The organism is Streptomyces sp. NPDC015144, from assembly GCF_043079735.1.
GTDB lineage: Bacteria > Actinomycetota > Actinomycetes > Streptomycetales > Streptomycetaceae > Streptomyces.
In genome coordinates this window covers 29,592-51,651 of the sequence record NZ_JBIBUU010000012.1, presented here as the reverse complement: position 1 = coordinate 51,651, position 22,060 = coordinate 29,592, and the positions used below count along the sequence as shown (strand labels likewise).

The 22,060-nt window shown below is 72.1% G+C and carries 19 protein-coding genes; 14 read left to right on the top strand and 5 right to left on the bottom strand.

Features of this window, described 5'->3' with window-relative positions:
* Positions 1 to 315 precede the first annotated feature (315 nt).
* Together ctaD and ACF08W_RS20855 are read left to right on the top strand one after the other, a co-directional pair.
* Positions 316 to 2,001 (top strand): cytochrome c oxidase subunit I, encoded by a 1,686-nt coding sequence (gene ctaD / locus ACF08W_RS20860; protein ID WP_392280238.1) that lies wholly within the window; start codon positions 316 to 318, stop codon positions 1,999 to 2,001.
* 34 nt (positions 2,002 to 2,035) lie between these two features.
* Entirely contained in the window at positions 2,036 to 2,386 is a 351-nt protein-coding gene (locus tag ACF08W_RS20855; protein ID WP_352280215.1) for a hypothetical protein, read from the top strand.
* Between the two features lie 113 nt (positions 2,387 to 2,499).
* Here the strand turns inward: ACF08W_RS20855 and ACF08W_RS20850 are convergent, their stop codons facing one another.
* Both ACF08W_RS20850 and ACF08W_RS20845 read right to left on the bottom strand, forming a co-directional pair.
* Positions 2,500 to 2,958 carry an SRPBCC family protein gene (locus ACF08W_RS20850; RefSeq protein ID WP_392280136.1) on the bottom strand — a complete coding sequence of 153 codons (459 nt, stop codon included), beginning with the start codon at positions 2,956 to 2,958 and terminating at the stop codon, positions 2,500 to 2,502.
* A gap of 160 nt (positions 2,959 to 3,118) precedes the next feature.
* Positions 3,119 to 4,240: a hypothetical protein gene (locus ACF08W_RS20845; protein WP_392280135.1), complete on the bottom strand. Its 1,122-nt coding sequence runs from the start codon at positions 4,238 to 4,240 to the stop codon at positions 3,119 to 3,121.
* Between the two features lie 505 nt (positions 4,241 to 4,745).
* On the opposite strand from ACF08W_RS20845, the gene ACF08W_RS20840 reads away from it, so the two are divergent.
* From ACF08W_RS20840 to ACF08W_RS20825, 4 genes are all read left to right on the top strand, one after another.
* Complete coding sequence (locus ACF08W_RS20840) at positions 4,746 to 6,668, top strand: FUSC family protein (protein WP_392280134.1); 1,923 nt, start codon at positions 4,746 to 4,748, stop codon at positions 6,666 to 6,668.
* Positions 6,669 to 6,765: 97 nt separating this feature from the next.
* On the top strand, positions 6,766 to 8,040 hold the full coding sequence (locus ACF08W_RS20835) for an alpha/beta fold hydrolase (RefSeq protein ID WP_352280219.1): 1,275 nt from the start codon (positions 6,766 to 6,768) through the stop codon (positions 8,038 to 8,040).
* 12 nt (positions 8,041 to 8,052) lie between these two features.
* Positions 8,053 to 8,718 carry an MBL fold metallo-hydrolase gene (locus tag ACF08W_RS20830; RefSeq protein ID WP_352280220.1) on the top strand — a complete coding sequence of 222 codons (666 nt, stop codon included), beginning with the start codon at positions 8,053 to 8,055 and terminating at the stop codon, positions 8,716 to 8,718.
* 48 nt (positions 8,719 to 8,766) lie between these two features.
* Entirely contained in the window at positions 8,767 to 9,546 is a 780-nt protein-coding gene (locus ACF08W_RS20825) for an exodeoxyribonuclease III (protein ID WP_392280133.1), read from the top strand.
* Between the two features lie 158 nt (positions 9,547 to 9,704).
* On the opposite strand, the gene ACF08W_RS20820 is transcribed toward ACF08W_RS20825, so the two are convergent.
* Entirely contained in the window at positions 9,705 to 10,889 is a 1,185-nt protein-coding gene (locus ACF08W_RS20820; protein WP_392280132.1) for a Cmx/CmrA family chloramphenicol efflux MFS transporter, read from the bottom strand.
* 533 nt (positions 10,890 to 11,422) lie between these two features.
* On the opposite strand from ACF08W_RS20820, the gene ACF08W_RS20815 reads away from it, so the two are divergent.
* From ACF08W_RS20815 to ACF08W_RS20795, 5 genes are all read left to right on the top strand, one after another.
* A complete protein-coding gene (locus tag ACF08W_RS20815) occupies positions 11,423 to 11,863 on the top strand; it encodes a DUF6278 family protein (RefSeq protein ID WP_392280131.1) in 441 nt (146 codons plus the stop codon).
* 147 nt (positions 11,864 to 12,010) lie between these two features.
* Positions 12,011 to 12,754, top strand: coding sequence for an amino acid ABC transporter ATP-binding protein (locus ACF08W_RS20810; RefSeq protein ID WP_366297813.1), 744 nt, complete (start codon positions 12,011 to 12,013; stop codon positions 12,752 to 12,754).
* Positions 12,755 to 12,773: 19 nt separating this feature from the next.
* Positions 12,774 to 13,685, top strand: coding sequence for a glutamate ABC transporter substrate-binding protein (locus tag ACF08W_RS20805; RefSeq protein ID WP_392280237.1), 912 nt, complete (start codon positions 12,774 to 12,776; stop codon positions 13,683 to 13,685).
* Between the two features lie 16 nt (positions 13,686 to 13,701).
* Positions 13,702 to 14,346, top strand: coding sequence for an amino acid ABC transporter permease (locus ACF08W_RS20800; RefSeq protein ID WP_352280475.1), 645 nt, complete (start codon positions 13,702 to 13,704; stop codon positions 14,344 to 14,346).
* Positions 14,343 to 15,215: an amino acid ABC transporter permease gene (locus tag ACF08W_RS20795; RefSeq protein ID WP_352280476.1), complete on the top strand. Its 873-nt coding sequence runs from the start codon at positions 14,343 to 14,345 to the stop codon at positions 15,213 to 15,215. The genes ACF08W_RS20800 and ACF08W_RS20795 overlap by 4 nt, the downstream gene beginning before the upstream one ends.
* A gap of 239 nt (positions 15,216 to 15,454) precedes the next feature.
* On the opposite strand, the gene ACF08W_RS20790 is transcribed toward ACF08W_RS20795, so the two are convergent.
* Positions 15,455 to 16,648, bottom strand: a complete 1,194-nt coding sequence (locus ACF08W_RS20790; protein WP_392280130.1) for an Ig-like domain-containing protein — start codon at positions 16,646 to 16,648, stop codon at positions 15,455 to 15,457.
* A gap of 88 nt (positions 16,649 to 16,736) precedes the next feature.
* On the opposite strand from ACF08W_RS20790, the gene murJ reads away from it, so the two are divergent.
* On the top strand, positions 16,737 to 18,524 hold the full coding sequence (murJ, locus tag ACF08W_RS20785; RefSeq protein WP_392280129.1) for a murein biosynthesis integral membrane protein MurJ: 1,788 nt from the start codon (positions 16,737 to 16,739) through the stop codon (positions 18,522 to 18,524).
* Between the two features lie 46 nt (positions 18,525 to 18,570).
* On the opposite strand, the gene ACF08W_RS20780 is transcribed toward murJ, so the two are convergent.
* On the bottom strand, positions 18,571 to 19,311 hold the full coding sequence (locus ACF08W_RS20780) for a hypothetical protein (RefSeq protein ID WP_385216227.1): 741 nt from the start codon (positions 19,309 to 19,311) through the stop codon (positions 18,571 to 18,573).
* A gap of 104 nt (positions 19,312 to 19,415) precedes the next feature.
* Between ACF08W_RS20780 and ggt the strand changes: the two genes are divergently transcribed.
* Together ggt and ACF08W_RS20770 are read left to right on the top strand one after the other, a co-directional pair.
* The gene (gene ggt, locus ACF08W_RS20775; RefSeq protein WP_392280128.1) at positions 19,416 to 21,224 is read left to right on the top strand and encodes a gamma-glutamyltransferase; all 1,809 of its coding nucleotides are present in this window, start codon (positions 19,416 to 19,418) and stop codon (positions 21,222 to 21,224) included.
* 144 nt (positions 21,225 to 21,368) lie between these two features.
* The gene (locus tag ACF08W_RS20770; protein WP_352280481.1) at positions 21,369 to 22,055 is read left to right on the top strand and encodes a glycoside hydrolase family 75 protein; all 687 of its coding nucleotides are present in this window, start codon (positions 21,369 to 21,371) and stop codon (positions 22,053 to 22,055) included.
* The last annotated feature ends 5 nt before the right edge of the window (positions 22,056 to 22,060 follow it).

Here is a 22,060-nt window from a genome sequence, read left to right as displayed (position 1 = left end):
GGCTGGAACCGGTCCACGGACGGTCAGCCTACGGCAGCCGCCCGGCCGGCCCCCGGCCGCACCCGCGTAACCCGGGGGCCGGGTGGTGGGGCCGGTCGGCCGCCCGGGGCCCCGCGCGTAGGGCCGGTCGTCCCGGTGAACGGTACCCGTCGGTCCCTGGAGGCGTTCCGGCGCCGGGACCAGCATGGTGCGGCCGGGAAGGTCCGGCCCGTCCCCCCGTGATCCACCGGACCTTCCCGACCGCTCCCCACGCCCCGCACGGCGGGGGAGCGCTCGTGGAACGCAAGAGCTGGAGGACACGGTCCGGTGGACGCAATGGAAAAGCAGGGCAGCCCGGCAGCCCCCGCACAAGGGCCCCTGCCCCCCGGCCCCGACCGGCCCGGCCGCCGCTCCCGCGGCCGGATCGTCGTCTCGTGGCTCACCACGACCGACCACAAGCAGATCGGCACGCTGTACCTCGTCACCGCGTTCCTGTTCTTCCTCGTCGGCGGTGTGATGGCGCTCGTGATGCGCGCCGAGCTCGCCCGTCCCGGGACGCAGATCATCTCCAACGAGCAGTTCAACCAGGCGTTCACCATGCACGGCTCGGTGATGCTGCTGCTCTTCGCGATGCCGCTGTTCACCGGATTCGCCAACTGGCTGATGCCGCTCCAGATCGGCGCCCCCGACGTGGCGTTCCCGAGGCTGAACATGCTGGCCTACTGGCTGTTCCTCTTCGGCTCGCTGATCGCCGCCGCGGGGTTCCTCACCCCCCAGGGCGCCGCCGACTTCGGCTGGTTCGCGTACGCCCCGCTCTCCGACGCCACGCATTCCCCGAGCATCGGCGCCGACATGTGGATCATGGGCGTGGCGCTCTCCGGATTCGGATCCATTCTCGGCGCGGTCAATTTCATCACCACCATCATCTGCATGCGCGCCCCCGGAATGACCATGTTCCGGATGTCGATCTTCACCTGGAACGTACTGCTGACCGCCGTACTCATCCTTCTGGTCTTCCCGGTCCTGGCGGCCGCGCTCTTCGCCCTGGAAATGGACCGGAAATTCGGTTCGCACATCTTCGACCCGGCCAACGGCGGCGCCCTGCTCTGGCAGCACCTCTTCTGGTTCTTCGGCCATCCCGAGGTCTACGTCCTGGCGCTGCCGTTCTTCGGAATCGTCTCCGAGATCGTCCCCGTCTTCTCCCGCAAGCCGATGTTCGGCTACATCGGCCTGGTCGCCGCGACGATCGCCATCGCCGGCCTCTCCGTCACCGTCTGGGCCCACCACATGTACGTGACCGGCGGTGTGCTGCTCCCCTTCTTCTCGTTCATGACCTTCCTGATCGCCGTACCGACCGGGGTGAAGTTCTTCAACTGGATCGGCACGATGTGGAAGGGGTCGCTCTCCTTCGAGACCCCGATGCTCTGGACCACCGGATTCCTCATCACCTTCGTGTTCGGCGGACTGACCGGCGTCATCCTGGCCTCGCCGCCGCTCGACTTCCACGTCTCCGACTCGTACTTCGTCGTCGCGCACTTCCACTACACGCTCTTCGGCACGGTCGTGTACGCGATGTTCGCCGGATTCCATTTCTGGTGGCCGAAGTTCACCGGAAAAATGCTCGACGAACGGCTTGGGAAAATAACGTTCTGGACGCTGACGGCCGGATTCCACCTCACCTTCCTGGTCCAGCACTGGCTCGGCGCCCAGGGAATGCCCCGCCGGTACGCCGACTATCTCGCCGCCGACGGATTCACCGCGCTCAACACCCTCTCCACCATCGGGTCGTTCCTGCTCGGACTGTCGTTCCTGCCCTTCTTCTACAACGTCTGGAAGACCAGCCAGTACGGCGAGAAGGTCACCGTCGACGACCCCTGGGGCTACGGCCGCTCCCTGGAATGGGCCACCTCCTGCCCGCCGCCCCGGCACAACTTCACCTCCCTGCCCCGCATCCGCAGCGAATCCCCGGCCTTCGACCTCCACCACCCGGAGATCACCGCCCTCGAATCCGCCTCGCACTGACCCGCCCCGCACCGCTTCCCGAGGAGTGCCACCGATGTCCCACGGAGTGCTGGCGGGAGGAGTCCTCGTACTCCTCGCAGCCGGAAACGTCTGGTACCTGCCCGCCTACCTCGACCTCCGGGCCGGTCCGGACCGGCCGCGCTCGCGCCGGCCCGCGGCGGCGGCCGTTCTGACCGGCTGGGGCACGGTGCCCCTCACCCCGCTCCTGCTGCTCCTGTCCGTGGCCCCGGGCCTGGCCGTCCTGCCCGCGGTGGCCGGTGTCACCGCGGTGATCTGCCTGGCCGTCCGGTCCCGGCTGCTCCGGGCCCGGGAGCAGCGCGAGGAGGAGGCCCGCTGGTCCACGCTCTTCCCGGTACGGGCCGCCGGGAGCAGGGAGGACGCATAGACGAAAGCGAGACACGCACGGCAGGCGACAGCCGTGGAACCCCCGCCGGACGGTCCCGGCGGGGGTTCCCGCGTCCCCGGGGCGGCCCGGGTGCCGATGGGGCCGACGGCCGGTCAGGGCCTGGGCACGGTGGCGCCGTCGCCCTCCCGGACGGCGATCCGGGCGAGCTTCGTCAGCATCATGCCGTTGCGGATGGAGGCGAGGTAGTCGACGGGGAGTCCGTGCATCCGGGTACCGGGGCCCCGCAGCGGATGCCATTCGAGGAGGAAGAGGGTGTTCCCGCCCCACGGGATCAGGTTCATGGCGATACGGGCCGCGCCGAACGGGGACGCCTGGGCCTCCAGCTCCAGACGGCGCCCGGGGTCGCAGATGCGGACGGTGCAGGTGTCGTCGAGGGTGACGGGGCCGAGGCCCACCCGGAACCGCAGCCGGGCACCGACCTCGGGCCAGTGCGGGTCGACGGCGATGATCCGCTGGGTGCCCGAGACCCACTCCCCGTACCGGCTGCCGTCGGCCAGCAGGTCCCACACGGTGGACGGCGGGCAGAGGATCAAGCGGCGGTTCCGGGACACTGCGACGCCTTCTCTCCGTCGGGACGTCTCCCGCCCGACGCTACCGGGAGCGCGCCGCCCCGGCACCCGTGGCCGCCCGCGTGTCGCCGTACGCGCTCCCGGCTCGCGCGTGGAGTGCTCGCCGGACCGGTCGGGCTGTGCGATCGATTCCGGCCCGGGATCAGCCTTCCGGCCCGTCCAGCTCCCAGACGTGGAGAACGTCGCGGCCCGGGGACAGTGTCGTCCAGGCGCCGCCGCCCAACGCGGTCGGCTCGCCGGAGACCGGCAAGGGGTAGCCGACCGGCACGGGTCCGCCCGACTCCGTGGTGTCGACCAGCCAGTGCCGGCCCTGCCCCCACTCGTCGTCGCTCTCGGTGGTCGAGACGAGCAGGGTGGTCTCGTCGAGAAAGCCTCCGGCCCAGTCCCAGCAGGCGCCCGGCCCGTCCTCGTCGTCGGTGGGAGCACCGGGGTGCGGGGGGACCGCAGCCTCGGCGTCCCACTCCAGCCCGGCCACGACGGCGCCCCCGGAATCCCGTACGGCGAGGGAGCCCTGGTCGTGGGAGACGGTCATGAGCCGGTCGCCCGAGGGGCTGAGGTGCAGCAGGCACAGATCGTCGTCCAGACAGTCCACGGCCAGCGCGTTCCCGTCCCACCTGCCCCAGCGCAGCGGTGCTCCGTCCTGGCCCTCGCCGATGCTCAGCCCCATCTGGTGGGGATCGGCCGGGTGGGGGAAGTGGAAGCTCCCCGCCGCTGCGGCTTCGGCGTCGGCACGGGCGAGCACATGCCCCCTCCCCGCGTCGATGACCAGCCACTCGTCGACCGTGTCGGGGCTCGGCTCTCCGCCGGGCAACGGGCCGCGTACATGGGCCCAGACGAGTCGGCCGTCCGCGGAGAAGCCGACGGACCCGCTCTCCGGGTACCGGTGGTCCCGCCGGTCCGCGTACTCGGCGTACGACTCGTGCGCGTCCCGGCACGCGCCGTACCAGCACCCGTGGCGGACCTCCCACCGCACGACGCCCGACGGCTCCACCGCGCGCACGGCATGAACCCCGGCGAAGACCGCCAGGCTCGCGTCCGGGGCCAGTTCCCACGTTCCGCGGCGGCGGGGCCACGGCGCGGGGAAGCGGATGCCCGGCCCCGGACGTGCGGCGAAGGTGTCGTCCAGGGCCCGGGCCACGACCTCGTCGTCGCAGCGCTGGACGAGCATCCGGTGCCCGGGCCGCCCCGTGATCTCCGGCGGACCGGCCTGGGACGGAGGCAGAGGAGCGGGGACGACGGCACGGAGCCGAGCGCGGGCGGACATACGGATCTCCCGGAGCAGATGGACTCGGGGAAGAGTACGACGGGCCTCGGACACCGGGCCGCGCGGTCCGCGGTGCGGTGTGTGTGACGGTTGGGCGGATCAGTCGTTGGGCCGCCTGCGAGTGGTCGGGAACCGCCTGATGCGCGGTCACGGCCGGAGGCACGAGCGGTCCGTGCGCCGCGGGCGGGAGCCACGGTCACCCGGATCGGTGCTGGTGCCGTGCGTGGGCCCCTCGCATCGCTGGAGCGAAAGGGCGGATCGACGTTGGCGGAGCAGGCTGGACATCCGGGGCCGGGACGGTTCCACCGACCGGTGGGCCGGATCGGTCCGAGTAAGGACGGGGCGCGTGAGTACGTGGTCGAGCGCCTCGCGGACCGGAGGCGGTGTTGAGCGTGGGCGGCGCCGGTTCCCCGGGTCCGCTGCCCGGCCACGGTTCCCCGAACAGCCGCGCCCTCGCCCTCACCTTGGGTTCCGTCGTCCGTCACGGGCCCCGGAGGGATGGCGCGTGACGGGCCGATTCAGCGGGCGACGTGCCGTGCGGGCGCTGGTCGCCTTCGGGCTGTCCGTGGGTACGGTCACCGCGGTCGCCGGGATCCACTACGGCGTCTTCACCGCGATCGGCTGCTACGTCGACGCCTATGGAGCCCGCGATCCCTATCCCCGCCGGGGCCCGCTGCTTGCCGCGCTGTCGATGGGTTTCGTCGTGGCCTTCGCCGTGGGAGGGCTGGCACAGGGCAACGCATGGGCGATGGTGGCGGTGCTCTCCGTCGTCGCCGTCGTGTCGACGCTGTTCGTCCACGCGCTGCATCCGAGCGGTCCGGGAAGCTACTTCGTCGTCCTGGTCGCCGCGATGGCGGCCTTCCTGCCACCGACCGGCCTCACGGAGACAGCGATCCAGGCGGGATGCCTCGCCCTGGGAACGGCCGTGTCCTGGGTGTCGGGCATGTCCGGGTGGCTGACACGGCCGTTCCGGCCGGAGGAACGGGCCGTCTCGGCGGCGTTCCGATCCGTGGCGGCATTCGTGGACAGGTGCGGCGGCACGGAGCAGGACGCACAACGGGACGGCCTGTCGCGGGAGTTCATCACCGCGCAGCGACAGGCCTGCACGGCGGTGCACTCGGCGTGGGCGGCGTTGGACGACGCCCGCACGGGACGGCGGCCCGGGTCGCCTCCGGCCCGCCGCATGCGGCTCTACGCCTTCATGAAGAGGCTGGAGGTTGTCCTGGACGCGGCGCAGAGCACGGGGGAACGGGGTGGAAGCCCGATGCCGGCCGGTCCGGCCTCCCGGCTCCGCACCGCCGCGGACGAGATCGAGGCGGGCAGGGAGCCGGACCTCGGCCGGTCCGGTACCGAGGGACCGGCGGCCATGCGAAAGGCCGGCCGGGAATCCTCCCCGGGGCTGCCGCAGCCCGGACAAGGGCCCGGGCCCCTGCCGCTTCCCCCGCACCGGAGCGTGGCCGCGGACCTGCGCCACATGCTGTCCCGCTCCTCCTCCGCCCCTACGGTGGCGCTCCGGGTCGGGCTGGCCGTGGCGGTGGGAACCGCGCTGGGCGCCGTGCTTCCGCTCCTGCATCCGGCATGGGTCGCCGTGGGGGCGGCCGCCGTACTGCAGGGCGGTCCGGGACAGCAGCCCGCGCAGCGGGCGGAGGCGCGCTTCGCCGGGACCCTGGCCGGGGTCGGGGGCACAGCCCTTGTCTTCCACTCCTACCAGCCGGGGACCTGGGCGACCGTGGCGGTGGCCGCCGCCGCACACGCGATCACGCGCGCGCTGCCTCCCGCAGCCCTGTCCGTACGCACGATGCTGGCCACCCCGGTCGCGTTGCTGCTGATCGACGCGGCCTCTCCCACCTCCGGGCTCGGCAGGCTCGCCGCCTTCCGGGCCCTCGACCTGACCCTCGGCCTCGCGCTCGGCGTGGCCGCGGCCCTGTTCGTGCGCGGCGTGCCGCGACGCAGGGTGTGCCTGTCCGTGTCGAACGCCGTGGCCGCGACGGGGGACGCCCTGGGGGAACATCTGCGTACGGGGGCGGCCGGGGAAGCAGCCACCGCGGCCGCGTGGCAGCGGATGACCGAACTATGGGCCATGCACGCCGCGGTCCCGGCCGAGGAGATCCGTGCGACCAGTACGGCGGACCGGCTGTGGCCCGCCGTACTGGCGGTGCGCCGACTGCTCGTGTGGGACCGCCTCAGCCCGCCCGCCCCACCGGCTCCCGAGGACGGCGGGCGGGTCGATGCCTTCCTGCGGACCCTGGCCGGAGCCACCCACGCACACCTCCCCGGTACGTCCGGACTCCGGGCGGCGATCCCGCCCCGCCTGGAGACCCCGCACCCGCACCACCACGCGGAACTGCACACCCGGCTGGCGGCGCTGCGCTCGGCACTGGAGGACCCCGTCCCCTCTCCTCCGGCCCGTCCGCCCGCGGCGCCGTAGGACCCGATGCCGGTTCCTCCCCTTCCGCCGGGTCCTCCCGCAGGGGGCTTCTGGCCCTGGGGGGAGGACCGGGGGCGCGATATGGGAGCGTGGAAGGGTGAGTGAGAAGACGACTGAAACCCTCCAGTACCGATTCGACGGCCCCGAGGACGCGCCGATCCTGGTCCTCGGCCCCTCGCTCGGCACGTCCTGGCACATGTGGGACCGGCAGATACCCGAGCTCACCCCGCACTGGAGAGTTCTCCGCTACGACCTGCCCGGCCACGGCGGCGCTCCGGCCCGCCCCGCCGGTGCCGTCGGCGACCTCGCCGACCGCCTCCTCGCCACCCTCGACGGCCTCGGCGTCCAGCGCTTCGGGTACGCGGGCTGCTCCATCGGCGGCGCGATCGGCGCCGAGCTGGCGCTCCGCCACCCGCACCGGGTCGCCTCCCTGGCCCTGATCGGCGCCTCGCCCCGGTTCGGCAGCGCCGACGAGTTCCGCCAGCGCGGCGTCGTCGTCCGCACCAACGGCCTGGAGCCGATGGCCCGCACCGCGCCCGAGCGCTGGTTCACCCCCGGCTTCGCCGCCGCCCAGTCGGCCATCGTCGACTGGGCCGTCCAGATGGTCCGCACCACCGACCCCGGCTGCTACATCGCCGCCTGCGAGGCCCTCGCCTCCTTCGACATCCGCGGCGAGCTCGGCCGGATCACCGCCCCCACGCTCGTCCTGGTCGGCTCCGAGGACCGGGTCACCGGACCCGGGGACGCCCGCACCCTGGTCGCGGGCATCCCCGACGCCCGCCTCGCACTGGTCCCCGGCGCCTCCCACCTCGCCCCGGTCGAGCAGCCCGCCGCCGTCACGGACCTCCTGCTCACCCACTTCTCCACGGCCTGGCAGGACACCCTCGCCGCCATCCCCGTACCGGCACCCATCCCGCAGCTCTCCGCCCCCGTGCTGCCCGTCGCGGAGATCACCGCCGCCACGCCGCAGCCCCCGGACGGCGCCGGACGGCCCGACCCGTACGAACCCGGGCTGAAGCTCCGCCGCGAGGTGCTGGGCAACGCCCATGTGGACGGGGCCCTGGCCGCCGCCGACGACTTCACCGAGGACTTCCAGGAGCTCGTCACCCGCTACGCCTGGGGCGAGGTGTGGAGCCGGGAGGGACTGGACCGGCGCACCCGCAGCTGCGTCACCCTCACCGCCCTGGTCGCCTCCGGCCACCTGGAGAGCCTGGCCGCACACGTCCGGGCCGCGCTGCGCAACGGCCTCACCCCGACCGAGATCAAGGAGGTGCTGATGCAGACCGCCGTCTACTGCGGAGTCCCCGCCGCCGGTGCCGCCTTCTCCGTCGCCCAGACCGTGATCCAGGAGGAAACCCGGCCCCGGCCGTAGCAGGATGGGCCCATGGACGCCGTGAACCCCGCGCAGCCGACGCTGACCAAGAAGATCCACTCCTGCATCCGGCTGGAGAAGGACGGGCGCACGCTCGTCATCGACCCGGGCGCCTTCTCCGAACCGGACGCCGCCGCCGGTGCCGACGCGCTGCTGGTGACGCACGAGCACCCCGACCACTTCGACGAGGGCCGGCTGCGCGCGGCGCTGGAGGCCGACCCGGCCGCCGAGCTCTGGACCCTGCGCAGCGTCGCCGACCGGCTGGCCGCGGCCTTCCCCGGCCGGGTCCACACCGTCGGCCACGGCGACACCTTCTCGGCGGCGGGCTTCGACGTACAGGTCCACGGCGAACTGCACGCGGTGATCCACCCGGACATCCCGAGGATCACCAACATCGGCTTCCTCGTCGACGGCCCGGACGGCGCGCTCTTCCACCCGGGCGACGCGCTCACCGTCCCGGACCGGCCGGTCGACACGCTGATGGTTCCGGTGATGGCCCCCTGGAACAAGATCTCCGAGGTCATCGACTACGTGCGCGAGGTCGCCCCGCGCCGCGCCATCGACATCCACGACGCCCTGCTCACCGATCTCGCCCGGCCGATCTACGACACCCAGATCGGTGCGCTGGCCCCCGCCGACCACGGCCGGCTGGCCCCCGGCGAGTCGACCGGCCTGTGACCGCCGCCGGTCCGGCGGCTGTCGGTGCCAACCGCTAGGTTTACGTACATGCGCATCGCCACCTGGAACGTCAATTCGATCACCGCCCGGCTCCCGAGGCTGCTGGCATGGCTGGAGCGCACCGGCACGGACGTGCTGTGCATCCAGGAGACCAAGTGCACCGCCGAACAGTTCCCCGCGGAGGCGCTCCGCGAGGCGGGGTACGAGTCCGCGGTCCACGCCACCGGCCGGTGGAACGGAGTGGCCCTGCTCTCCCGCGTCGGCCTGGCCGACGTCGTCGAGGGGCTGCCGGGCGGCCCGGAGTACGACGGGGCGCTGGAGCCCCGGGCGATCTCGGCGACCTGCGGCCCGGTCCGCGTCTGCTCGGTCTACGTGCCCAACGGCCGCGAGGTCGACCACCCGCACTACGCGTACAAGCTCCGGTGGTTCGAGGCCCTGCGCAAGGCGGTCGCCGAGGACGCCGGGGGCGCGCAGCCGTTCGCCGTGCTCGGCGACTTCAACGTGGCCCCGACCGACGAGGACGTCTGGGACCCGGCGCTGTTCGTGGGCGCCACGCACGTCACCCCCGCCGAGCGGGCCGCCCTCGCCGCGCTGCGCGAGGAGGGGCTGTCCGACGTGATGCCGCGCCCGCTCAAGTACGACCGCCCGTACACCTTCTGGGACTACCGCGAGCTGCGCTTCCCGAAGAACAAGGGCATGCGGATCGACCTGGTCTACGGCAACGCCCCGTTCGTCGCCGCCGTCGAGGACAGTTACGTCGACCGCGAGGAGCGCAAGGGCAAGGGGGCCTCCGACCACGCCCCGGTGGTCGTGGACCTCGGCGTCTGAGCCCACCGCACGGGGCCGCTCCGGGCCCGCTGTCCGGGCCCGTTGTCAGTGCCCGGGGCTAGCGTGGTTCCCGTCCCTGATCCCGCTTGCTGGCTGCTTGCTGCGACCGAGGACGGCCCCGCCCGTTCAGCGCCGGGCGGGGCACACGATCCCGTTGGTCAGGCGGCGGGAGCCCCGGCGTTCGCCCCGGCTCCCGCCCCTGCCCGTGCCCCGGCCATGACCCGCAGGGCGGGCGCGAGGGCCAGGGCCGTCAGCAGGGCGCTGACCCACAGCGGTGCCCGGAAGCCGAGCCCCGCGTCGATGGCCAGCCCGCCCAGCCAGGGGCCGAGCGCGGCACCCACGTTGAACGCGGCCGTGGCGAACGATCCGGCGAGCGTCGGCGCATCCGGAGCCAGCCGGAACACCCAGGAGATCAGCGCCGTACCGGTGCCGAACGCGAGCATCCCCATGACGAGCACGAACGCCACCGTCGCGTACGTGTTGCCCGAGGCCGGGGCGAACGCGGCCCAGCCCGCCACCAGCGCCACCAGCCCGCCCGAGGTGAAGGCGACCGGTCGGCCGTCGGCGAGCCGGCCGGCCGCCGTGACGCCGAGGAACGAGCCCGCCCCGAAGAGCGCCAGCAGTCCGGGCACCCAGGCCGGGTCCAGCCCGGTGACCCGGGTGGCCAGCGGTTCGACGTAGGAGAACGCGCAGAACGTCGCGCCCTGCACCAGCGCCATCGTCAGCAGGGTCAGCAGCGGACGCGGGGCGGCGAGGGCCCGCAGCTCGGCCCGGACGGGCACCGGCTCCGACTCCGGCCGCCCCGCGGGCACGCTCCTCGCGATCACGAGAACGGCCGGTACGGAGACCAGGGCCACGGCCCAGAACGCCGCCCGCCACCCCCAGTGCCCGCCCAGCAGCGCACCGGCGGGCACCCCGGCCACACAGGCGAGGGTCACGCCCCCGACCACCACGGAGGTGGCGCGGGCGCGTGCCCCGGGACCGGCCAGGGAGACCGCCGTGACCAGGGCCACCGACCAGAATCCGGCGTTGGCCAGCGCTCCGACGACCCGGGTCGCCAGCAGCAGCCCGTACCCGGGGGTGAGCGCGCCGACCACATGGGCGGCGCAGAAGACGCAGAGGAAGAACACCAGGGCGCTGCGGCGCGGCCAGTTCCGGCTGAAGAGCGCCGTCAAGGGCGCCCCGACGATCATCCCGACCGCGAAGGCTGAGGTCAGCAGCCCCGCGGCGGGGATGGACACGTGCAGGTCGGTGGCGATGTCCGAGAGCAGACCGGACAGCATGAACTCGGACGTGCCCTGGGCGAAGACGGCGAGCCCGAGCGCGTATACGGCGAATGGCATGAAGAAACCCCATGGAAGACCGACGGAGGGACCGAACAGGGGTGTGGGCCCGCACCCGCCCCGAGGGAACGGGACGGCAACGCGGAAGAACGTCCGGAACGTTCACGGACGTGACCCGGCGGATGCGCACGGGAGGAACGCGGGCCCACACGGAGGTGGTCCTGCGGCGATGGCCTGGCGACAGCGGATCGGCCACCGGCGGACCGGTGGTGAGGGCCTTTCGTTTGGATCATGCCGGGCTCGCGTGCCCCGGTGCGCACGCTCGCCGCGTTGTCGTCGGTCGCCGACGCTCCGCGTCGACTCCCTCCTCCGCCTTGCGATCGCACGCACCGGATCCCGCTCACTGATCCGGCCTGATCCAAACGAAAGGCCCTAGCCTCTGTCGGATTCGGGGCTGGACATGCGCACGAAGGTACCAGCCCGGAACGTTCCGCCTCCACCTCCGGGGCCGCCCGTCCCCGCACCCCGGTACGGGGACGTCGGGCCGCGCGCCCTGTGGTGTCCGGTGCGGCCGGAGTGCGACCCTGAGTGGCATGAACATCCCTTTCCTGGACAACTGGCGTAAGCGGCACGGCAAGGTGGAGGAGGCGGGGCTCGCCGCCGCGTTCGCGGACGACCCCGACGGGGTGGCGGAACTCCTCGCCGAGTGCGAGCTGCTCCGGGTCCGGGCGGAGCAGCGCGGGCTCCGACTGGACGACAGCCCGGCGTCGTTGGCGGCGCTCGACCAGCTACCGCCGCGCTGGCGCGACGACCCGGAGGAGCTGCCCTGGCTGGGCAACGACGCCGGGCTGTACCTCGGGACGGTCCTGGTGCGGACCGTCCCCGGCGCGGTCTGGGGGATCCGGCCCGGTGGGCAGCCCGTGGTGCGGCTGGCCTCCGGGCGGGAGATCGACGTGGTCGGGGCCGGGCTGGAGTGGGCGATGGCGGGCAGCCCGGAGCTCTCGCAGGTGTACTCGGAATCCGCCGAAGGCTGAGGTCCGTCCCGTCATTTTCGGCAGGCATGCGAAGACAAGCACATAAGACGCCTTATGGCCTGTTTATGCGTGTCGGGGGCGAAGTCCCTTTTCGGGCTGGATAGTTTGCGCTGACCTCGGTACGGAGAAAAGTGGGTAGGGCAGCGTATGGCCGTCGATCCGTTGATCGAACTGCGGGACGTCAACAAGTACTACGGGCAGTTGCACGTACTGCGGGACATCAATCTCACCGTGGGCCGCGGGGAGGTGGTGGTGGTCATCGGCCCCTCGGGATCCGGCAAGTCGACGCTCTGCCGGACCATCAACCGGCTGGAGACGATCGAGTCCGGCCGGATCGCGATCGACGGCAGACCTCTTCCCGAGGAGGGCAGGGGCCTGGCCGAGCTCCGGGCCGAAGTGGGCATGGTCTTCCAGTCGTTCAACCTGTTCGCGCACCGCACCGTGCTCGCCAATGTCTCGCTCGCCCAGCTCAAGGTCCGCAAGCGGAAGAAGGACGAGGCCGACCGGCGCTCCCGTGAACTGCTGGAACGGGTCGGACTCGCCGCGCACGCCGACAAGTTTCCCGCCCAGCTCTCCGGCGGCCAGCAGCAGCGCGTCGCCATCGCCCGCGCCCTCGCCATGGACCCCAAGGCTCTGCTCTTCGACGAGCCCACCTCGGCGCTCGACCCAGAGATGATCAACGAGGTGCTGGAGGTGATGCAGCAGCTCGCCCGGGACGGGATGACCATGGTCGTCGTCACGCACGAGATGGGCTTCGCCCGGTCCGCCGCCAACCGCGTGGTCTTCATGGCCGACGGACGCATCGTCGAGGACCGCACCCCCGAGGCGTTCTTCACCGCTCCGGAGAGCGAGCGCGCCAAGGACTTCCTGTCCAAGATCCTCAAGCACTGACGGGGGGTTGCGTACCGTGTTGCGTACGAGAAAAGTCCTGGCCGTCTGCTCCGCTCTTCTGCTGGCCGCGCTCGCCGCCGCCTGCGGCAAGGAGGGCAGCCCGCCGGTGAAGGGCCCCAGGCCCGACCAGCTCCCGGTGTACCGGGTCGACACCGCCTTCCGGCTGCCCGCCTCGCCGACCTGGACGAATGCGAGGAAGCGCGGCTACCTCCGGGTCGGCGCCAAGGAGGACCAGCCCTACCTGGGCGAGAAGGACCCGGCCACCGGCGTCTACTCCGGCTTCGACATCGAGATCGCCCGGATGATGTCGGCCTCGCTCGGCTTCGACCCGAAGTCGATCCGCTTCCGCACCATCGCCTCCGCCAACCGCGAGACGGCGCTGCAGAACGGGCAGATCGACTACTACGTCGGCACCTACACCATCAACGCCATGCGCAAGAAGCTCGTCGGCTTCGCCGGCCCCTACTACATGGCCGGCCAGGGCCTGCTGGTCCGCACCGACGAGCACGGCATCGACGGGCCGCAGGACCTGGACGGGAAGACCGTCTGCTCGGCCGCCGGGTCGACCCCGTACCAGCGCATCGCCGCCGACTTCCCGAAGGCGATCCTGGTCTCCTACGACACCTACTCGATCTGCGTCGACAACCTGCTCACCTACCAGGTCGACGCCGTCACCACCGACGACGCCATCCTGCTGGGCTTCGCGGCCAAGGCGCCCGACGAGATGAAGGTCGTGGGCAAACCGTTCTCCCAGGAGCCGTACGGCATCGGAGTCCCGCGCAGCGACAACGCGCTGCGGTTCGCGCTCGACGACGCGCTGGAGGCCAACCAGAAGAACGGCAACTGGAAGAAGGCGTTCGAGGCCACGCTCGGCCTGTCCGGGGTGCCCGCGCCGAAGCCGCCGCCCATCGACCGCTATCCGGCCGCCTGAGGGGCGGGCAACGAACATGAACGTACTCACCGACAACTTCTCGCTCTACGGCAAGGGCTTCCTGGGCACGGTCGAACTGACCGTCTACTCCTCGGCCCTGGCCCTGGCCCTCGGCTTCCTGATGGCCTCCTTCCGGGTCGCCCCGGTCGGCTCGCTGCGGGTGATCGGCACGGTCTGGGTGACGGTGCTGCGCAACACCCCGCTGACCCTGCTGTTCTTCGCGGTTCTGCTCGGACTGCCCCGGTTCGGCCTCGTCCTGCCCTTCAAGGTCTTCGCGGTCCTCGCGCTCGGCTGCTACACCTCCGCGTTCATCTGCGAGGTGCTGCGCTCGGGCATCAACACCGTGCCGACGGGACAGGGGGAGGCCGCGCGCAGCCTGGGCATGACGTTCGGCCAGACGCTGAGCACGGTGGTCCTGCCGCAGGCGTTCCGGACGGTGATCCCCCCGGTCGGCTCCACCCTCATCGCCCTGGCCAAGAACTCGGCGATCGCGGGAGCGTTCAGCGTCACCGAACTGCTCGGCACCTACAAGACCCTCAACGAACTGGGCTACAGCATCATCTGGTCGTTCGTCTGGATCGCCGTCGGCTACCTGATCATCACCCTGTCCATCAGCGCGCTCTTCAACGTGCTGGAGAAGCGCTGGGGAGTCGCCCGATGACCACCCGCACCGCACCCGCGGCCACCGCCCTCTACGACATCCCGGGCCCGGCCACCCGCAAGCGCCACCGGGTCTACGGGATCGCCGCGACGGTCCTGATCCTCGCCCTGATCGGCTGGGTGGTCTACCTGCTCGTCGACACCGGGCAGTTCACCGCCGCCAAATGGGCCCCCTTCGAGTACAAGGGCATCCAGGAACTGCTGCTGCGGGGGCTGGGCAACACCCTCAAGGCGTTCGCGTACGCGGCGGTGCTCTCGCTGCTGCTCGGCGCCGTCCTCGCGGTCGGCCGGCTCTCCGTGCACCGGGTGGTGCGCTGGATCGCGACGGTGCTCGTCGAGTTCTTCCGGGCCATGCCCGTACTGGTGATGATCTTCTTCATCTTCGTGGCGCTGAAGGTGCAGCCGCTGCCCGCCCTGGTCACCGGGCTGACCCTGTACAACGGCTCGGTGCTCGCCGAGGTCTTCCGCGCCGGGATCAACTCGGTGGAGCGCGGCCAGGGCGAGGCCGCGTACGCCCTCGGCATGCGCAAGACGCAGGTCACCACCTTCGTGCTGGCCCCGCAGGCGGTGCGCGCCATGCTGCCCACGATCATCAGCCAGTTGGTCGTCGCGCTGAAGGACACCTCGCTCGGCTTCCTGATCACGTACGAGGAATTTCTGCACGCGGGCAAGCTCATCGCGTCCAACCTCGACTACGATCTTCCCTTCATCCCGGTGGTGATGGTGATCTCACCGATCTACATCGGGATGTGCATGCTGCTCTCCTGGTTCGCGACCTGGGTGGCCAAGCGGGAACGGCGCAATCCGAAGATGAAGGCCGTGGAGATCGCACCGGCCGAACCGGGAACGCTGCTGCCGGGGGCGCAGTAGCCGGGGCCGCCGCGAGGCGGTCCCAGCAGAGCGGTGCCCGCCCGGCAGCAGCCGGTGATCACTTCTCGTACGGGACGACGGGCCCGTGCACCGGGCCTTCCCGGGCGAGAAGAAGGTCAGCTGCGCCGGCCGGGCGGTGCTCGACCAGCTGCCTTCCCGCCGGAGCACCGGTGCGCCGGTGGGGAAGGCAGCGGTTCCCCTCGCACCGCCGCCCGGGGCACCGGCCTCCCGCGACCGTCCTACAGGGCGCTCTTCGCCTGCCAGTCGGCCCACGACACGTTCCACGCCCCGTAGCCGTTGCCCTCGGCCACGGTGCCCTTGGCGTCCGCGCCGGTGATCTCGAACGGGTCGCCTGCCCGCACCTGCCCGTACAGCGCACCGGCGTTCGCGTCGCTCATCCCGACACAGCCCGAACTCCGGTTGGCCACACCGAAGTAGGCCGCGTTCCACGGCGCGGCGTGGGCGTACATCCCGGACCAGGTCAGCCGCATCGAGTAGTCGACCATCTTGTCGTAGGCGTCGCCGAGGCCGACCGTCTCGGAGCGCATGTTGATCGTGCCCTCCTTGGACATCAGCACGGCCGTGCCGCGCCAGGACGCCTTCTCGCCGCCGGGGGTACCGGCCGACATGGGCACGTCCAGCACGGTCCTGCCGTCCCGCCGCAGCGCCAGCCGGTGCCGGTCGAGGTCCACCTTCACGACCTGCTCGGCGCCGATCGTGAAGGTGGTCCGGTAGTCGCGGACGAACCAGCCGCCGGAGGGTCCGGAGTCGACGCCGTTGAGATCGGCGTCGAGCGTGACCTTCGTACCGGACTTCCAGTACTCCTTGGGCCGCCAGTCGACGCGGTCCTTGCCGGAGTAGTCCTGGAGCCAGCCCCAGGAACCCTCGGTGTGGTTCGAGGTGGAGACCTTCAGGGCCTTCTCGACGGCCGCCCGGTCCTTGACCGGGTTGTCGAAGACGATCGACAGCGGCTGGGCGATCCCGACCGTGGTGTTCTTGCCGGGGGCCAGCGTCAGCTTGTTGACCTTCTGCGCGGCGGTGGTGGTGAACCCGGCCTTCGCGCTGCCGCCCTGCGCGGTCCTCGCCTCGATCCCGTACGTGGTGCCGGGGGCGGCCGGGCGCTCGGACGTCCAGGTCCGCCCGTCGGCGGATATCCGGCCGGTCAGCGCCGCGCCGCCGTCCGCGCTCACCGTGACCGCCGTCAGCTTCCCGCTGTCGAGCGTCACCTTGACCGGCGTGCCCGGGACGGCCCGGTCACCGCTCAGGTTCACCGAGATCCGCGCCTTCCGGGCGGCCGGGTCGCCGTCCTTCGCCGAGTCCGACGCGGCCGCCCCGGAACAGGCGGTGAGCAGGGATCCGAGCACCGCGGAACCGGCGACCAGGGAGAGCCGGACCGGGCGGCCGAGCGGGGCGGTACGGCGTACAGCGAACAACGGAAATACCTCCAAGGCATTGTTTCTCACAGAGGAAGAGCCCCCGGTCAGGCGCCCAGGTTTCGCAAATTCAGCCGAAATCTGTGAAATGTGTCGTACATCACGAAGTCCGGCACCACCCCCGCCCGTCCGGAGCCCGCCCCGGTCGCCCCGCCGCTCATGCGCATGTCGTCGGCCGGATACCCTCCACGCCGGACCGGACGGCCGCGGGGCGGGGGACACAACGGTGGGTGGAACGGCGAGCGGTACGGGGGCGGCGACCCGGGCGCCCCGATCGGCGGTGCGTGACGGCGCCGTCATGGCGGCCGGATCCCTCGTCTCCCGGGCGACCGGCTTCCTCCGGTCCGCGGTCGTCGTCGCCGCGCTCGGCACCGGGCTCCGGGCCGACGGGTACAACGTCGCCAACACCGTCCCCAACATCCTCTACACCCTGCTCATCGGCGGCGCCCTCAACGCCGTCTTCGTTCCCGAGCTGGTCCGCGCGGCCAAGCGGCACGCCGACGGCGGGGCCGCCTACACCGACCGGCTCCTCACCCTGTGCACCGTCGGCCTCCTCGCCCTCACCGGCCTCACGGTCCTCGCCGCCCCCTGGATCGTCGAGGTGTACGCCCCCGGCTACGACGGCGAGCAGGCCGGCATGACCATCGCCCTGGCCCGGTACTGCCTGCCGCAGATCCTCTTCTACGGGCTGTTCACCCTCCTCGGCCAGGTCCTCAACGCCCGCGACCGGTTCGGCGCGATGATGTGGACCCCCGTCCTCAACAACCTCGTCGTCATCGGGGTGTTCGGCCTCTATCTGGCCGTCGTGGCGGGCTCGGACGGAGCGCTCACCCCGGAACGGGCCCGGCTGCTCGGCTGGGGCACGACCGCCGGGATCGCCGTGCAGACCCTCGCCCTGCTGCCCGCGCTGCGCGCCGCGGAGTTCCGCTGGCGGCCCCGGTTCGACTGGCGCGGCAGCGGTCTCACCCGGCCGCTGCGCGCGGCGGGGTGGCTGGTCGCGCTGGTGCTCACCAACCAGATCGCCTACTGGGTGGTGACCCGGCTCTCCACCACCGTCGGCCTGCGCGCCGAGGAGCAGGGACTCGCGGGCGGTGCCGGATACACCGCGTACAGCTACGCCTTCCAGCTGTGGGTCGTCCCGCACGGCATCGTGACCGTCTCCCTGATGACCGCGCTGATGCCCCGGATGAGCCGCGCCGCCGCCGACCAGGACCTCCCGGGGCTGCGCCGCGACGTCTCCTACGCCCTGCGCACCTCGGCCGCGCTGGTGATACCCGCGACGGCCCTGCTTCTCGCGCTGGCCCCCTGGGCGATGGGCGCGGTCTACGGGTACGGGCGGACCGGGGACGCGGACATCGCCGTGCTGGCGGGCATGACCATGGCGTTCGCCCCCGGGCTCGTCGCCTACTCGGGGCAGTACGTGCTCTCCCGCGCCTTCTACGCGATGGGCGACACCCGCACGCCCTTCCTCCTCAACCTGGTGATCGCCGCGCTCAACGCGGGGCTCGCGGCCGCCGCGTATCTGCTGCTGCCGGCCCGCTGGGCCGTCACGGGCATGGCCGGGGGATACACCGTGGCGCTGTTCGCGGGCTTCGCCGTCACCGGGTACGTGCTGCACCGCAGGCTCGGCGCCGGGGCCCCGCCGCTGCGCTCGGCCGCGCTGGGGGCGCAGCTCCGCCTCGTGGCGGCGGCGGTCCCCGGCGGGCTGTTCGGCCATCTGGCCGCACGGTCCTGCGCCGGGGCCGGGGACTTCGCGGCGCTGGGCGCGGGCGCGGTCGTCCTGCTGCTCACGGTCGCCCTGCTGGCCCGCCCGCTGCGGCTGCGGGAGGTCGGTGCCGTGCTCGAGGCGGGTCGGTCCCGGCTGCGCCGGGCCTGAGCCCGCGCCCCGGCCCGGCGGTGCGCCGGACCGGAACGGGCGGATCTCAGGGGGCCCGGTGGGAGTTGCGCGGGGCCGGGGCGGGGGACTGGGCGGCGCGGGTCACGTCGGCGACCAGCTCGACCACGTCGGGGCCGTACGCCTGGGAGTTGACCACCTTCAGCAGCAGGCAGAAGCTGTTGTTGCCGTGCTTGCGGGCCAGCTTCTCGTAGTTGCGGGAGAGGTAGCGGGAGGCGGCCTGGTTGGTGATGGCCTGCTGGCCGCAGAAGAGGAAGACCGGGCGGGCGTCCTGACCGGCCGTCAGCCGGGCGAGCAGTACGTACTCGGCCACCCCCTTCTCGACCCGGTAGCGCTCCGAGCCGATCTGGAAGGCGTTGCGGTCGGGGCCGGGCGCGGGGTCGGTGTTCACCTTCACGCCGGGCAGCAGCGAATGCAGATGGGCGGCCATCCGGCGGTTGGAGACCGGCCCGCCGACACAGAACTCGGTGCGTTCGCCGAAGCCCTGCTGGGCGACGTCGTGGGAGAGGATCTGGGCGTGCGCCGAGCAGTCCTTGATGAGGGCGGAGAGCTCCAGCAGGGCGAAGACGTCGTGGCGGTGGACGGAACCGTCGCCGCCCGCGTCACGGTTGACGACGAGCAGGCACTCGGAGTTGCCCGGCAGCCCGAAGAACGCCTGCTTGCGGCGGAGTCTGCGGCGCCAGAGGTAGGTGCGGGCGATCCAGCCGAGCGCGGCACTGACGCCGGCGGCTATCACGCCCAGCACGATGTTGCGTACGTCGTCACTCATGGGCGGGCATGTTAGCGGGCACCGGGAAACGTGGGAACGGCGGACCTGACGGGGCGGCGGGCCCGGCGATACCCTGCGCGGACGATCCCGCACTGGAGGTGCGCATGAGACGTTCCATCGCGCGAAATGTGTCCTTAACCGCCGTTCTCGCCACTGTCGTCGCCGTTGTCGCCGCGACCCCGGCCGCGTCCGCGCGGGCGCCCGAGGCACCGCCCAAGTCGCCCGTCGCGGTGGGGTACGGAGGTGCGGTGGCCAGCGTCGACGCGGACGCCTCGGCGGCCGGTATCGAGGTGCTGCGCAAGGGCGGAAACGCGGTGGACGCGGCGGTGGCGACCGCCGCCGCGCTCGGTGTGACCGAGCCCTACTCGGCCGGCCTCGGCGGAGGCGGCTACTTCGTCTACTACGACGCCGCCCGGCGCACCGTGGAGACGATCGACGGCCGGGAGACCGCCCCGCTCGGCGCCGACTCCTCGCTCTTCCTGGAGAACGGCAAGCCGCTCTCCTTCGACGAGGCCGTGACCAGCGGGCTCGCCGTGGGCACCCCCGGCACCCCGGCCACCTGGGACACCGCGCTCAGGAGCTGGGGCAGGAAGCCGCTGCGGCAGGTCCTGAAGCCGGCGGAACGGCTCGCCAGGGACGGCTTCGTCGTCGACGAAACGTTCCGCTCGCAGACCGAGGGCAACCGGGCCAGGTTCGCCGACTTCCCCGCGACCCGGAAGCTCTTCCTGCCCGGCGGTGACCTGCCGGTGGTCGGCTCCCGATTCAAGAACCCCGACCTCGCCCGCACCTACGAGCAGGTGGGGCGCGAGGGCGTCGACGCCCTGTACCGGGGCGAGCTGGCCGACGACATCGTACGGACCGTCCGCAGACCGCCCGTCGACCCGAAGGCCACCCGGGTCGTGCGCGCCGGTGACCTCACCGCGAAGGACCTGCGCTCCTACCGGGCGTTGCGCCGGACGCCGACCAGGGTCGACTACCGGGGACTCGACGTCTACGGCATGGCCCCCTCCTCCTCCGGCGGCACGACCGTCGGCGAGGCGCTCAACATCCTGGAGTCCACCGACGTCTCGAAGCTGAGCGAGACCCAGTACCTGCACCGCTACATCGAGGCCAGCCGGATCGCGTTCGCGGACCGGGGACGCTGGGTGGGCGACCCGGCCTTCGAGAACGTACCGACCCGGGAGCTGCTGAGCCGGCGGTTCGCCGACGCGCGGGCCTGCCTGATCAAGGACGACGCGGTGCTGACCAGCCCGCTCGCCCCGGGCGACCCGCGCCACCCGGCCGACTGCGCGACCGGTGGCAAGGCCGCCCCGACCACGTACGAGGGGGAGAACACCACCCATCTGACCGTGGCCGACAAGTGGGGCAACGTCGTCGCCTACACGCTGACGATCGAGCAGACCGGCGGCAGCGGCATCACCGTGCCGGGGCGCGGCTTCCTGCTCAACAACGAGCTGACGGACTTCTCGTTCGCGCCCGCCGACCCCGCGGTGCACGACCCGAACCTGCCCGGTCCGGGCAAGCGGCCGCGCTCGTCCATCTCGCCGACGATCGTGCTGAAGCACGGCAGGCCGGTGCTGGCCCTGGGCTCGCCCGGCGGCGCCACGATCATCACGACGGTGCTCCAGTCGCTGATCGGCACCGTCGACCGGGGGCTCCCCCTGGTCGACGCCATCGCCGCGCCGCGCGCCAGCCAGCGCAACGCGCCGACGACGGAGCTCGAACCGGAGCTGTGGAACAGCCCGCTCCGGGCACGACTGGAGTCGCTGGGCCACGCCTTCAAGCTCAATCCGGAGATCGGGGCGGCCACGGGCGTCCAACGGCTGCCGGACGGGCGGTGGCTGGCGGCCGCGGAGAAGGTCCGCCGGGGCGGCGGATCGGCGATGGTCGTGAAGCCGTCCGGACGGCCCTGACGGTCCGTCATCACCCTGTGTAAGGGGCCGGTTCCGGGCGTTGACACACGCGGAACCGGCCCCTCGGTCTTGACGGTGGCGGCCGGTCGGGGCCATGTTGAGCCGGTCGGTAAGGAAACTTTCCTATTGAAAGGTCCCCCCACTGTGCGTACTCGAACGCTCGCCCTCGCCGCCACCTCCGCCGCCGTCCTGCTCGGCGCCGCCGCCATGGCCCCCGCGGCCCACGCCGGCCCGGGGATCAAGGAAGGCACCGTCAGCGCGGCCGACCTGCTGGCCAAGGTGACCTCCTGCTCGCAGATCTCCAACGGCAAGTACCGTACGGACGAGGAGACATCGGCGACCATCCCGGTCTGCGGCAAGAACGGCGCCGTGTTCTGGAAGGCCGACATGGACATCGACTGCGACGGCGAGATCACCACCGCCTGCAACGAGAACACCGACCCGTGGTTCCAGAACGGGACGGCGTTCGAGACCTCCGCCGGAAAGCCGCTGAACGCCGAGAAGCTGCCGTACGTCGTCGTCCCCAGCGCCAGCAGCATCTGGAAGTACGGCGACTCGGGGATCAAGGGCGGCGGTGTCGTCGCCGTGATCTACAACAACAAGGTCGAGTACGCGGTCGTCGGCGACACCGGCCCCAGCCAGATCATCGGCGAGGCGTCCTACGCCACCGCCAAGGCCCTCGGGATCGACCCGGACCCGGAGACCGGCGGGGTCGACTCCGGCGTCACGTACATCCTGTTCAAGAACTCCCAGGTGTCGCCGATCGAGAGCCACAGCGCCGCCGTCACCGCCGGGGACGCCCTCGCCAAGCAGTTCCTCCAGAACAACTGAGGGCG